Source organism: Paenibacillus sp. GYB003, assembly GCF_036577625.1.
GTDB lineage: Bacteria > Bacillota > Bacilli > Paenibacillales > NBRC-103111 > Paenibacillus_AB.
The window spans coordinates 1-13884 of record NZ_JARBDC010000087.1 but is presented as its reverse complement, the minus strand read 5'-3'; the positions used below and the strand labels follow the sequence as shown (position 1 = coordinate 13884).

At 54.0% G+C, this 13884-nt stretch carries 12 protein-coding genes and 1 pseudogene; 10 read left to right on the top strand and 3 right to left on the bottom strand.

Features of this window, described 5'->3' with window-relative positions; all coding sequences use genetic code 11:
* Positions 1–10 precede the first annotated feature (10 nt).
* Complete coding sequence (locus PV407_RS27395; RefSeq protein ID WP_332093181.1) at positions 11–622, top strand: FMN-binding negative transcriptional regulator; 612 nt, start codon at positions 11–13, stop codon at positions 620–622.
* A 264-nt stretch (positions 623–886) separates the two neighbouring features.
* On the opposite strand, the gene PV407_RS27390 is transcribed toward PV407_RS27395, so the two are convergent.
* On the bottom strand, positions 887–1096 hold the full coding sequence (locus PV407_RS27390; RefSeq protein ID WP_332093180.1) for an AraC family transcriptional regulator: 210 nt from the start codon (positions 1094–1096) through the stop codon (positions 887–889).
* Between PV407_RS27390 and PV407_RS27385 the strand changes: the two genes are divergently transcribed.
* Both PV407_RS27385 and PV407_RS27380 read left to right on the top strand, forming a co-directional pair.
* Positions 1085–1804, top strand: a complete 720-nt coding sequence (locus tag PV407_RS27385; RefSeq protein ID WP_332093237.1) for an extracellular solute-binding protein — start codon at positions 1085–1087, stop codon at positions 1802–1804. The genes PV407_RS27390 and PV407_RS27385 overlap by 12 nt on opposite strands.
* Complete coding sequence (locus PV407_RS27380) at positions 1719–2420, top strand: hypothetical protein (RefSeq protein WP_332093241.1); 702 nt, start codon at positions 1719–1721, stop codon at positions 2418–2420. Before PV407_RS27385 ends, PV407_RS27380 begins: the two co-directional genes overlap by 86 nt.
* Positions 2421–2535: 115 nt before the next feature.
* Here the strand turns inward: PV407_RS27380 and PV407_RS27375 are convergent, their stop codons facing one another.
* Positions 2536–3441 carry an AraC family transcriptional regulator gene (locus PV407_RS27375; RefSeq protein WP_332093179.1) on the bottom strand — a complete coding sequence of 302 codons (906 nt, stop codon included), beginning with the start codon at positions 3439–3441 and terminating at the stop codon, positions 2536–2538.
* Positions 3442–3614: 173 nt separating this feature from the next.
* Here PV407_RS27375 and PV407_RS27370 point away from each other — a divergent pair, with 173 nt between their 5' ends.
* From PV407_RS27370 to PV407_RS27345, 6 genes and pseudogenes are all read left to right on the top strand, one after another.
* On the top strand, positions 3615–4919 hold the full coding sequence (locus PV407_RS27370; RefSeq protein WP_332093178.1) for an ABC transporter substrate-binding protein: 1305 nt from the start codon (positions 3615–3617) through the stop codon (positions 4917–4919).
* Between the two features lie 56 nt (positions 4920–4975).
* Positions 4976–6448, top strand: a complete 1473-nt coding sequence (locus PV407_RS27365; RefSeq protein ID WP_332093177.1) for a sulfatase-like hydrolase/transferase — start codon at positions 4976–4978, stop codon at positions 6446–6448.
* 180 nt (positions 6449–6628) lie between these two features.
* Positions 6629–9013 (top strand): polyprenyl synthetase family protein, encoded by a 2385-nt coding sequence (locus PV407_RS27360; protein ID WP_332093176.1) that lies wholly within the window; start codon positions 6629–6631, stop codon positions 9011–9013.
* Positions 9014–9994: 981 nt separating this feature from the next.
* Positions 9995–10927, top strand: a complete 933-nt coding sequence (locus PV407_RS27355) for an ABC transporter ATP-binding protein (protein WP_332093175.1) — start codon at positions 9995–9997, stop codon at positions 10925–10927.
* 356 nt (positions 10928–11283) lie between these two features.
* Positions 11284–12177 carry an EamA family transporter gene (locus tag PV407_RS27350; protein WP_332093174.1) on the top strand — a complete coding sequence of 298 codons (894 nt, stop codon included), beginning with the start codon at positions 11284–11286 and terminating at the stop codon, positions 12175–12177.
* 44 nt (positions 12178–12221) lie between these two features.
* A pseudogene (locus tag PV407_RS27345) lies at positions 12222–12646 on the top strand (glycosyltransferase); the annotation flags it as partial.
* A gap of 64 nt (positions 12647–12710) precedes the next feature.
* On the opposite strand, the gene PV407_RS27340 reads toward PV407_RS27345, so the two are convergent.
* Complete coding sequence (locus PV407_RS27340; RefSeq protein ID WP_332093173.1) at positions 12711–13097, bottom strand: YmaF family protein; 387 nt, start codon at positions 13095–13097, stop codon at positions 12711–12713.
* 212 nt (positions 13098–13309) lie between these two features.
* Here PV407_RS27340 and PV407_RS27335 point away from each other — a divergent pair, with 212 nt between their 5' ends.
* Positions 13310–13726: a DUF1259 domain-containing protein gene (locus PV407_RS27335; protein ID WP_332093172.1), complete on the top strand. Its 417-nt coding sequence runs from the start codon at positions 13310–13312 to the stop codon at positions 13724–13726.
* Positions 13727–13884: the final 158 nt, after the last annotated feature.

Genomic DNA, 13884 nt, shown 5'->3' with positions numbered 1-13884 from the left:
GCGGGATACGATGTATATTCCTTCGCACTTTCAAATCGAAGATGTAACCGTCTGTTACGACATTATCAAGGAGCATAGTTTTGCGACCTTGTTTTCTCAACACAATGGAGATCCCTTCGCTACTCATTTACCTTTACTTTTGGATCGGGAAAACAAATATGTATACGGGCACTTTGCCCGTCCGAACCCTCAATGGAAGGATATGAACAATCAACGGGTCCTGGCTGTTTTTCACGGACCTCATTGCTACATCTCCCCCTCCTGGTATGAGACGAACACGGCAGTTCCGACATGGAATTATGTGGCCGTACATGTATACGGCGAAGTCGAACTGATCGAAGACGAACAAGAATTGTTGGATTCCTTGCATGACATGGTACTGAAGTACGAAGCCCCGAATAGTTCATACGGCTTGAAGGATGTAGACGCCGATTTTCTCGCTGGGATGAGTAAAGGGATTCAAGGATTCAAACTGAAAATCGACAAGATCGAGGGCAAGGCAAAGCTAAGTCAAAACCATCCAGTACAACGGCAGGAACTGGTCATTGCGCAACTGGAACGGATTCCGAATGGAGACGAACAACAGATTGCCTCCCTAATGAAAGCGAATCTCATAACCTAATTTTTATCGTATTGGGTTAACGGGTCCCGTACTGCCGCCGACGAATTGGCGGCTTTTTTTCATTGAGCGCGAAATCCGCACGGGGACCGCGCCATACGATATCGCTCTTTCCTTTTTTTCGATTCGATGTGGCTATTTCGCTGCTTCCGGTGTCTAATCGGATGCGACGTTACAAGGAGGTTCGCCGCATGCATGCATCCGCCGAACGAATGGAAGACCTCTATGCCCGATACCATCATAGGGCACGGAACATGCTTGTAAACGTTACTCATTTTTCTCCCGCCAGTTGCCGGGAGTGATGCCGCCGTGCATCTGCTTGAACATCCGAATGTAGCTGCCGACCTCAAGCCCGACGCGCCGGGCGACTTCGTGTACAGGAAGCGAGCGATCCCGCAGCAGCGGCAGCGAAGCCTCGAAGCGGACCCGCTGCAAATAGCGGTGGATGCTCGTTTTATAGGTTTGATGAAACAGCAAATTGGCGCAGCGTATTACCCCGAACAGAACGATCCCGGCCAGTGGGCGCAAGATCTGGATTGGATGAAAATGGGGGGTCTAAATAGCGTCCGGGTCGGCGAATTCGCCTGGAAACGATTCGAGCCGTCCGACGGAAAGTACGATTTCGCTTGGCTCGACACCTTTGCCGGTATGGCCGGGCAGAGGGGGATCAAGCTGCTGCTCTGTTCCCCGCCCAAATATCCGAACATCACGTTCGAGCTGCTGACGGCGAAATCCCCCGAAGATTTGGCCGCCTCCGGGGTCGTCCCGGATTTGGTCGCGACGAGCAACGTGTATGTGAAGTATATGCTCGATCTCGGCTTCGGCGAAGATTTGCAGTCGATGGTAAAGACGAGCGGCACGGATCTCGGCAAGGTCGAGCCGGAAGCTTTGAACGAACCGAAGAAGTTCGGACCGAAGGGCGAAATATGCGGCTTGCCTTTCTCGATGAATTACGGCGTCATGCTGTACAACAAAGAAATTTTCGACAAGCTCGGCATTTCTTACCCGAAGGACGGGATGACGTGGAGCCAGACGCTCGAGCTTGCCAGGAAAGCGACGCGGACGGACGGCGGCGTACGTTACATCGGCGTATCGATGGGTGCGCTCAAGGACTCGTGCGGCAATATTCGCTGCCGTCGTCGACGACAAGCTGGAAAAGTCGACCGTCACGTCCGAAGGATTTAAAACGATCTTTTCGGCGCTGCGGCAGTTATACGAGATGGAGGGCTACATCGGGCCGAATAAAGAGTTTAACTACGGGTTCAACGAATTCGTCAAAGATCAGACGCTGGCGATGAATCCGAACTGGATCGCGTCGGTGACCGATTCTTTGGCGCAGCTGGAGAGGGACGGGAAGTCGTTCAAATGGGACATGGTTTCGTACCCCGCTTTCGACGACCGTCCGAAGCTGGGGAGACAGATCGACTTCCATTTGTTCATGATTCCGCCCGCCTCCAAAAATAAACAGGCGGCCTTCGAGGTGATGCGCACTTTGCTTGGCGACGAGGCGCAGACGGCGATGAACAAGGCCGGGCGGCTCACGGTTCGGAAAGACCCGGAGCTGCGCAAAAGCTACGCGGCCGATTTGAAGGTATATACCGGCAAAAACTTGGCCGGCATTTTCAACGTCTCGCCTGCTCCCGCGCCCATGAGCACGATTTACGATACGAAGATATACGGATTTTTGCAGGAGTCGAACAAGGAAATGGCGCAGAACGGCATGGACGTCAACACGGCGCTCCGTGTCGCGGGCGAGAAGGCCGACAAATACATTCAGGAAATGAAACAGCAGGGCAAATAGGCTAGCCGCTTGGAAGGAGCGGGACCGAGAGCTTGAGGAACACCCGGCAGCGGAATGCTGCCGGGCTATTTCGGTTATGTTGCCCGGTTTCGGGCACGCGAAGGTGTCCCGGCCGTCAGACGCCGGGCTCGCGCTGCTGCCATTCGCGGCGGTATGCCAGCGGGCCTTTGCCTTCGGCTTTGCGGAACGCCCGGCTGAACTGGCTTTGCCCGTCGTAGCCGACGCGCGCGGATATTTCGCCGATCGGCAAATTCGTTAGAATGAGCAGCTCCTTGGCATGCTGTATCCGGTACTTGCGCAAATATTCCGCGGGCGGAAGGCCGAGCGACCGCCGGAACAAATAATTGAAATGACTCGGGCTTACATATACTTGCGACGCCAAATCTTCCAGGCGAATCGATTCGTGCACGTGCTCGCGGATATAGACGCAAGCTCTAACGATGCGGGGGTCCAGCTTCAGCGTATGTTCGGGAATGCGCCGCCGCAGCAGCGCCAAACATTCGGCGAACCAGCGGTACAGCGTCTCCTGCAGCCGCAGCAGCAGCACCGAAGTGGACGGGTCGGGCAGCAGCCCGGACCAAGGCGTTCCTTCCCGGTTGCGCAATGCGTCGCCGAGCCGTTCGAACCGATCGAGCAATTGCCGCCAATGCATGGCGAGCGCCTCCAAATCGCGCTTGTCCGCATCGGACGTAATTTCGGGAAGCGGGTATACCTCGTGCAAGCCGAACGGTCCGATCTTCGCTTCGCAGCCGAGCGACAAGTAGTGAAAAAGTCCGCCGGAAGAGGCGGGGACGAGCCTGTACGGAATACCGGGCGTATAGACGACGAGATCGCCTTCGCCGACCCGGTACCGTTTCCCGGCGATCTCGATTTCCCGCGAGCCGTCCAGTACGAGCCAGAAGACCGGGAACGGATTGATAACCGGGCCAAACGTGAAATCGCGGGGCTTCAACATATTCCGTACCCACCGGGTATGCAGCTGAAACTTTAATCCTTCGGCGCTCGGATCGAGTTCGAACACGCGGCACAGCCTCCCGTTTCATCTGATCGACAATCGTCAAAACGGCTAAAAAACCCGTCAGCCGGGTCATGGTTCATCCCTTACCGGCGTGATAGGCTCATTATAGCATCACGGGACGATTGTCCGATACGGGCCAGGCCCGACACTTGCAACGAAAGGGGAAAACGAAAAACATGCGCAAAAAGGTGCGAAGCGCGCTGCCCGCACTGCTTCTGTCAGTCGTTGTCGCTGCCGGCTGCGGAGCGGCCAAGCCGGCGGAAGAAGACGGCGGACGGACGGGGGAGACGAAAGGAAAGGAGCGCGAACCGGTCGAAATCACGGTCAGCAGTCCGTTAAATTGGGTGGAGGAACCGTTCCGGAAAGCGATCGAGGACGAGCTGAAACAGACATACCCGTACATTTCCGTAAACTGGGTGATGGAGGACAAAGACAATACGCTGGACAAACAAATTGCGGCGGGGAACATCCCCGACGTCGTGCTGGTGAGCTTGGACCGGATTCCGGTGTTGACCCGATTGAAGCTCGATTACAACATGGATCCGCTTATCAAGCAGTTCCAAATGAACCTTGGCCGGTTCGAGCAGAGCGCGCTCGATATGGTCAAAAATACGTACGGCAAGCCGGAGCAGGTCGCGCTTCCGTATACGATCGGTTTCTCCGCCTTGTACTACAACAAAGACATTTTCGATAAATTCGGCGTTTCGTACCCGAAAGACGGGATGACCTGGGAACAAGCGGCGGATTTGGCCGCGAAAGTGTCCAGAATGGACGGCGGTGTACAGTACAGGGGAATCGGCTTCAACGGGGATCCGACGCAATTTTTGGCGCCGCTGCTTTCGCTGCCTTATGTCGATGCGAAGACGGGCAAAGCGACGGTGAATACCGATTCGTGGAAAAAGGTGCTCGATACCGCAAAACGGCTGTTCGACGTTCCCGGATCGGATCCGGCGGTCTTCAAATCGGGGCATAATGCGTTCGTCAAAGAGAAAACGCTGGCGATGTACGTGGCCAACAACGAGGTTCGCAATTTCAAGGAAGACTTGAATTGGGACATGGTCACGGTTCCGGTATTCGGCGAACGGCCCGGCACGGCGCGAACGCCGCTCGGCATCAGTCTGGCCGTTACGTCGCCGAGCAAGCATAAAGAAGAAGCGTTCAGAGTCGTCGAGGCGTTTCTGTCCGATCGCGCGCAGCTGGAGATGGTCCGGAACGGACGGCCGTCATCGTTGAAATCGGAACCTTTGAGGCAGGAATTCGGCGGCAACGTTTCGTACCTGAAAGGGAAAAACTTGATGTCGATCTTCATGAACAAGCCGGCCGCTTTTTACACGGAGACCGAGTACGATCCGCTTGTGAAATCGTCGATCATGAAAGTGTTCGACGCCGTATTGAACGGAAGCAAAGATGTGAACACGGCGCTTCGGGAAGCCGAGGAAGCGGCAAACCAGGCGATCGCCGCCGAAAGGGCGAACCAATAGGCGGCGTCCGCCAGCGGCAGCGGCGAGCACAACGTCATAGAACGGAGGGAATCGATATGATCTCAGCGCGAACGGACAAAAAACCGAATATCGTCTTCATCCTGGCCGACGATCACGGCGCATGGGCACTCGGGTGCGCGGGCAACGACGAAATTCGGACGCCTCATCTGGACCGGTTGGCGGCGGAAGGTACGCGGTTTTCCGGCTTCTTCTGCGCATCGCCGGTATGCTCGCCGGCACGCGCATCCATTTTGACCGGGCGGATTCCGTCCCAGCACGGCGTTCACGATTGGATCCGGTCGGGCAATATCGACCGCGAGAGCTTGACCGACAGCGTCCGCCGAAGCGGAGTTTTCCGCGACGAAGGCGAAGCGGCCGAATATTTGCAGGGGCAGACGACGTACACGGAGCTGCTTGCCGCCAACGGCTACAGCTGCGCATTAAGCGGAAAATGGCATCTCGGAAGCAGTACGACGCCGCAGAAAGGGTTCGCCCGATGGTTTACGATCGCGCGGGGCGGCTGCTCGTACATGAAGCCGGACATCGTCGAAAACGGCCAGGTCCGGATAGCCGACCGGTATATCACCGATTTGGTCACCGATCATGCGCTGCAATACTTGGAGGCGCTGAGCGCGGAAGAAAACCCGTTTTACTTGGCCGTCCATTACACGGCGCCGCATTCCCCGTGGGATCGGTCGGAGCACCCGGAGCGGTACTTGCGGTTGTACGACGATTGCCCGTTTCGATCCGCGCCCGAGCTCCCGCCGCATCCGGATCAGTCCCCGACATGTCCGACAGGACAGGGAGAGAAGCGCAAAGAGCTGCTGAGAGGCTACTACGCTTCCATTTCGGCGATGGATGCGGGGATCGGGGACATCGTCGCGAAGCTGGAGGAGCTCGGCTTAAGGGACGATACGCTTGTAATCTTCATGGGCGACAACGGGATGAACATGGGGCATCACGGCATATGGGGCAAAGGGAACGGCACGTTTCCGCTTAACATGTACGATACATCCGTCAAAGTTCCGGCGATCTTCAGCCACCCCGGCGTTATTCCGTCCGGCCGGGTGAGCGACGATTTGCTCAGCCAGTACGACGTGTTCCCGACGCTGCTGGAATACGCCGGTTTGGCGCGCGCCTGCGAACAATCGATGCCGGGGCAAAGCTTCTCGCCGCTGCTGAAAGGGGAAGGGGGCGGCCCGCGGGAACGGGTCGTCGTCTTCGACGAATACGGGCCGGTGCGAATGATCCGTTCGAAGGATTGGAAGTATGTTCACAAGTACCCGTACGGTCCGCACGAGCTGTACGATTTGCGTACGGATCCGGACGAGAATGAGAACCGGATCGACGATCCGCAATGCAAGGGGGCGCTTGCCGCCATGCGTGCCGAAATGTCCGAATGGTTCCGCCGTTACGCGAATCCGGAACGCGACGGCGTCTATGCCCCGGTAACGGGCTTCGGGCAAATGCAGCCGTACTTTCGCGGCAATGCGGAGGACGTCATGTTTAAACAGCGGGACAAACGATAACAAGTCGCGTTGAGATAACGAGTCAAGATGATTAAGCCGAATATTTTGTTCATTATGCGTAGGACCGCCCAATCTCGGCCGATTTCGTAACCCGACCCCGACTTTCACGTATAGAAATGTAAACATAATCCCTTCACGGGTTCTTGTTTGCCAACGTCAGAAGTCGAGGGGAACTGTCTAATGAATGAGGAAAACGCGCTTCAAGCGGATCTGGGGTATCGGCTGGCCGAGCGAAAGGCGGCTCAATATTTTGCGGCGCTTTACGAGCAGGTCAAGGAAAAAACCTATGTACCCGCTTTGACAAAAGACTTTCAATTGTGGAAAAAAAGCCATAGGGGTCGTACCTCGCTACGGTCCTTTTTTTCACAAGCCGTTCGAAAACCGGATTCCCGGGATTATCGCAACTATATACGCCGGCTGATCCATACGGGCAAATTGGACGGATATCTGGATCGAAGCGTCTCCTATATTTACATGCGGGATCTGGGCAAGGCGTTGAATGCCCCCGCCACCCAAACCCGGATTCAGCGGGTAGTCGCCGACGTCAAAACGTATTTGATTCGTTCAGCCGCCGCAAATGGGGGGGCGGAGCCGGAATTTATGAGCTTGGCCGAGCTGTACCGTTGGGGCCGGAAGGAAGGGATACAATCCGCCGTAATCTGGGTAATCGACAAGCTCAAAACCGTTTCCGCACACATACCGGAGGAAATGAACGCCGAGCACTCGCTGCGCAAGCTCGTCAAAATCATTACCGGGGTTGTCCTGCATGCAATCGAAGAGATGGGCGACCATACGCCGCCCGAGGAGCGCAAGCGCAGGCTGGATGAAGCGATCCGGCTCGGGTACTCGTACGGCTTGACCTATCCGTTTATTGACGATCTGCTCGATTCCCCGGTCTTGACGGTTCGAGAGAAAGAACAATACAGCCGCATGATCCGAACCTCTCTTCTCACCGGAACTGTGCCTGAACCCGGGAAATTGTCCGGACCGAACAAGGAATTGATCCGGTACGTGCACGCCGAGCTTCGGGACGCTTACACGTATATCAAGGGACATCAGCGACCGGAAACGCAGCGTCTTTTTTTCGAACAGTCCTATACTTTTTTTCATGCCCAGGATATCGACCGGACAAAGCGGCTTTCGAATCCGGGTTATACGAACGATGAGCTGTATGTACCGATCATCCTGAAATCCGCCTTTTCCCGGTTGATTGTCCGGTCCGTCATTCATGCCCCCGTGGACGAAGGCTTCGACCGACGCACCTTTTATTACGGCCTCTATAACCAGCTTGCCGACGATTTTGCGGATATGTTTGAAGATATGAAGGCCGAGGCGGTGACGCCCTTTACGTATTATTTGACCTACGGCGGCCGGCGGCCGGACTTGATCAATCCTTTTGAGCTGTATTGGGCGGTCATCTCGCATTTGATCCATCACGTGTACGACGCTGACGCCAAAACCCGGGATGTGATTCTCGACCGTGCCGTCAACGGTTTAAAACGATGCAGGCAGCGCGTAGGCGCGAAAACGTATAACGAAATCATAGGGACGTTCGCCTCCGGAATTCCGGAATTCAATCGGCTTGTCCAACAAATGGTCAGAAGCGCGGACGATGTGGATTTTTTCGACAAGCTGCTCCGGGACCAGATGGTGACCGTTTTGGAAAACGAGCGGAGAGACAAGCAGCGGTTTCTTGATACGGTCACAACGGTTCGTGAGCAAATCAACAGTCTGCTGCTCCTTCCGAAGGAAGACGGGATTCCGCCGATGAAGGAGGCGATGATCGACTCCGCCAATTACAGTCTCGAAGGGGGCGGCAAACGACTGCGGCCCATACTGGCCTGGGTCATGGGAGTCAACGAGTACGGGCTTCAGCCGGCCGCGATCGCTCCGCTGCTCAGATCGCTCGAATATATGCATACGGCCTCCCTGATCTTCGACGATTTGCCGTCGCAGGACAACGCGTCCGTCCGCAGAGGACGTCCGACCCTGCACGAGGTGCACGATAGCGCGACCGCGGAATTGACCGGCCTGTTTTTGATCCAAAAGGCGATAGAAGAACAGGCTTCCCTGGTCGGGTTTGACCCCAAAGTCGTAATGGCCCTGATGCAATATTCGTCCCGAAGGGCGGGGGATATGTGCGTGGGACAGGCGATGGATTTGCAGTCGAAAGGAAAAGTGCTGACACTGGAGCAATTGAACAGCATGTGTTATTACAAAACGGGAATCGCCTTTGAGGCTTCGCTGGTTATGCCGGCCATTCTCGCTAAAGCCGAGGCGGCGGAAATAGCCGGTTTAACCCAATTTGCCTATCATATGGGCATTGCCTTTCAGATCAAGGACGATCTGCTCGATGCGGAGGGGGATCTGCATGTACTTGGGAAACCCGCCAGCAAAGACGTTGAAAACAACGCCTCGACTTTCGTCACCGTCCTGGGACGGGAGGGCGCCAAACAAGAGATGTGGGAGCACTACTGCCTCGCCATGCAGGAGCTGAAAAAGCTGCCGCGCAATCCCGTATTTTTAAAACATTTGCTGACTTATATCATTAACCGGGATTGTTGATAGTTTGCCATTGCGGTTGGAAAAGCGAGATGAAGCTGCCGGAACGATCGGCGGCTTTTTTTCTTTTCGGGTTCTTACCCTGATCCTGCCGGGCGGTTGGAACCGAATATCGACGAAATGGAAAACCTCCTGTTAACTTGCTTTCGTATAGGCGGCGTTTCGAAATACCGGGAAAAGCTCCCGATAAAACGGCGCCGAATCAGCGAAAAGCGCGGTTTGGACGAATGTAGCGGGACGTTTTCCCGTTGATTTGCCCGGAAACGGGAAACTTCTAAAAATAGCGGGAACATTTCCAGCTCGTTCCTCGCTTCGCTGCCGATTCGGCGCGTAGAAAGGTTCGGTCTGCACAGAAACAATCGTCCGTCCCGCCCTTCGCTTAAGCGCCCAAGCCGGAGCGGGCTTCCCGCTGCCGGCAGCGGGAAACGGCGAATATCGGCCCGTATGAATTGCGCCGGCGTTGTCGGGAGTGGAGCGGGCTTCCTACTGCCGGTGGCGGGAAACGGCGATATCGGCTCGTATGACCTGCTTCGGCGGGATTGGCCCCCAGTCCCATGTGTCTAACGGACATGGCCGCCGCTATCGAGCCTCATTTCGGCTTATTTTTATTCTAACGGACACGGGCGCACCTATTTGGCGAAAATCCCCCTTTTGGACGGCGGTCGGAGCAAATAAGCGCAGGTGGTGTCCGTTACGATTGGAAAACGGCCGATTTTCGCGAAATAAGCGCCGTGGCGTCCGTTATTGGGCAGTTTATTTATACCCAATCAATCCCAATTAGCGATTTCATCGAGTGGTACTATATAGTTAGAATGGAGCGGGGAGGAACGGACATGGCCAATGAAACTAAAAGTTCTGAGCTACATGAACTCTTATCCGATTGGGGATACCCGCCGACAGGATTTTTCCAATCATCCTGTCGCAGAAATAAGAATCTCTCCAGTAAGCTGCTTTGGATAGATCGCTGACGATTAAACTGGCGGAGTGTGCAACAACATCATTCCCGGTGCGCTTGTCGCTTTTATCACCTTGCTTGACCGGGCAAGCCAGCCGTTTGCCGACATTGCGGGTATCATTCATTCGCTGCAAAAGGTATCGGCCGGAGCGGAAAGCTTGCTGGACACGATGGAGATGGACTCCGAGGACAAGGGGGGACAAGTACGCCTGCCGCCCATACCGCCGGCCATCGAGTTTGAGAATGTTACATTCGCTTATCCTGAAGGTCAACCGGTTTTGAAGAACATCAGCTTCCGAGTATCGGCCGGTCAGTCCATGGCATTGGTCGGGCCAAGCGGAGGGGGCAAAAGCACCGTTATTAAGCTTCTCTATCGCGTGTATACGCCCCAAGAAGGCAGCATCCGCATTAACGGTGTACCGATTCAGGAGTATTCGCTTGAATCTTTACGTGGTTGTCTGCCATGCGTGACCCAGGACATCTACTTATTCGACGGCACGGTACGCGAAAACATCGCGGTAGGTCAACTGCAAGCCGGCGATTCGGAAATTCGTATGGCGGCAGGGTTGTCGCAGTCACTTGAATTTATCGAGGATTTGCCGGAGGGGTTCGATACCCGAGTGGGCGAACGAGGGATCAAGCTTTCCCGAGGACAGAAGCAGCGAATCGGTATAGCGCGGGCGATCCTGCGAAATGCTTCGATTCCTATTCTTGACGAGTCTACCTCCGCTTTAGACGCGGAAACCGAATCGCTCTTCCAGCAGCGGCTTGCCGACTGGTCGGGTGAAAGCACGAAAATCATCATTGCGCATCGGCTATCCACCATTCGTAATGTAGATGTAGTGGTATTTCTGGAAAAGGGACAAATCCGGGAAACGGGAAGTCCCGGGACGTTGATTCGCGATGGCGGACGTTTCATGGATTATTGGCGAAAACAGCAGATCGCCGAATTTGTCGGTTGACATAAGGATGAGGAAGTCCGCTTTGACGGCCGGGGAAGAGCCTGTCCGACATCGAATCGAGCTCGCCTTTCAGTTCGACTGTCGCGAAGCGCCGGACGAATTGTATAGTGAATTGACAGTACATGGATGTCTCGTTCACGGCCGCCGTTTGAAAAAAATTCGCGATAGCTCGGATCGTAACACGTGCAGCAAATGGACATTGACCTTTTGGGGCTGTTGCTCTTATACTGGATAGGAAATGAAATACTAAAACCTGTTGCATCAGGCGTGGACTTTTGTAGAGGAAACTCTATTTTCGCCACACGATTGTCTTTCGACAAACGTGTGGCTTCTTTTTTTTGCAGAGGAGGAAGACGATGAAAACCTGGCAATATGCGTGTATTGTTTTTATGGGCGGATGCTGTTACGGAGTGTTATCGACCTTCGTGAAGCTTGCTTATTCAGCGGGTTTTTCCGTTTCGGCGGTATCGGGCGGCCAGTATTTGTTCGGGGCTTTGCTTTCCTGGTTATTGGTGATTATTACAAAAAAACAAAAGCTGCCGCTCAAGCGGATTTTCCAGTTGCTTGGATCCGGAATTCCGTTTGGCTTGACGGGCGTATTTTATTACCAGTCCCTGCAATCGTTGAACGCTTCGCTCGCTATCATTTTTTTATTTCAGTTTGTTTGGATCGGGACCCTTTTGGAATGGATCCTGTATAAGAAAAAACCGACCGCAGGGAAGATGATCTCGATAGCCGTTCTGCTGATCGGCTCCGTACTAGCCGCCAATCTGATTTCAAAAGGCGGAAACGTGCTGTCCTGGACAGGAATGGCTTGGGCTCTGCTCTCGGCTTTGACCTTTACATCATTCATTTTTCTTAGCGGTTCCGTCGGAAAAGACATTTCTCCCGTTCAGAAAAGCGCCCTGCTCTCCACCGGCGGTCTCGTCGTCGTATTTGTACTGCTTCCGCCGACGTTCCTGCTGGATATGTCCGTATTCATGGGGGTTGCGCCGTATGGATTGCTGCTCGGCTTTTTTGGAGTCGTTCTCCCGCCGCTGTTGTTTTCGATCGGAATGCCGCATATCGGACCGGGGCTCGGCACGATCTTAACAGCCTCCGAGCTTCCCGTAGCCGTGTCGATGTCTTCTCTCCTTTTAGCCGAGCATGTAAGCTATTTGCAGTGGATCGGAGTTGTCCTTATCCTGGGCGGCATTGCAGCCGGAAACGTATCGCTCTCCGCCCTGCAGGAACGACGCCTTTCTAAATAATCCCCAGTATAAAATCAGGTATTTCAACCCTAATAATACAGCCTATCGTATTGGACCGGCTTTGGCGGAATCAGCAGGACATAGGCGACGTGATCAAGCCCTATTATGGAGAAGCCGCCGGCAATAAGCTGGCTGATCTTCTGGTAGAGCATATTTTGATCGCAGGCAAATCGTTGCGGCCGCCAAAGCGGGCAATCAGGCGGAAGTGAAAAAGCTGGAGGCGGATTGGCATCGAAACGCCGACGATATCGCCGCGTTTTTAAGCGCTGCGAATCCGAACTGGCCGTTTAAAACGCTGCAGGATATGCTGTATACGCATCTTCAGTTGATTACGGAAATTGTTCTTGACTGTCTCAAAGGAGATTGGAAAGCGGATATTGCGGCAACCGACAAAAACGAGATCCATATGATTCATTTGGCGGATCTTTTGACAGACGGCATTGTCAAGCAGTTCCCTGGAAAATTTTAAAGCGAACGCATAGGCGCCGCAAACGGAAGGCGGACGTTCAGAAAAATGCGACGCACCACGAAATTTAGCCGCTCACTTCATTACCCGTTTTACCGCTGTATGCATGAGAATGCGGGTGACTGCCGTTGATTGTCGTATAACCTTCAAACAAGTGATAATGTCCGCCGCCCGGAAGGGGAATGGCAGGGCCGGTCGTTCCTTGAATTAGGTGGGTATGGCCATGATCCAGTGAAGTGACCGTGTGATATCCGTGGACATGAGGTACGCCAGACGGAGCAGGAGCTGTCCAGCTTGCATATTTATGAGAATGTCCGTCGTTGACGGAAGTTACGCCAGACATCGCATGAACGTGGACAGGACGACCGTTCCATGAGGTTATATACAGCCGATGGGAATGTTGACCATCATGATCCCCCGATCCAACGACGAACCCGGAAACAGGAATTTTCATTATGAAGCTCCTTTTCGAATGAAGTGTATCCGGGAGCATTGTACGTGGAACCAGGACTGTCACGAAACGGCATCCGCCTACACGGAATATCGAAATTTCCGTGGAGCGCAGTATAAACAAGCACTGCAAAAATCCCGGTTCATTTGGGCATTCGCATAACCAACTTCCTCCGGACACTAATACGATGTTTCAAAACCACGAGGAGGTTAATAATGGCAAATGCGAAAGCAAGTCCGCAATTCATAAGATTATGCAACCAGTTCGCGAGAATATTGGGCGGGGAACACGAAATCGATCCTGGACCCGTTTGTTTCGTCAGCCGGTCCAGAAGACTGAATGCGACAATTTTAGGAAGACGCACGACTTCGCCTTTGGTTCGGTACCAACTGTTTTCGTTCGAGTCCCTTGACCGATCGGGACGTGCGCTTTGCCTGGGCGAAACCGCTGTCTTTCAAAATCAGGCAAACCGGCTGATCCGTAATCTTCAAAGAAACGGCATCAAAGTAACGGCTCTTCACAACCACTGGTTGAACGAGAGTCCCCGGTTGATGTACATTCACTGGGAGTCCATCGACAATCCCATCGCTTTTGCAAGGAAAACGAAACGGTCGATAGCCTTCTTGGGTTAAGCCCTTCGAAACGATATAAAGAGCGGACTTCTGATATTATCCCCTTACGGTAGACAGTGAAAAAAGAGTTCATGATATCATGGATTCAGCACTGTTGACCGGAGGGGATTTTTTTATGCCACCCAAGAAGGGGCAAAAGTTTAATCGTTATGATGAAG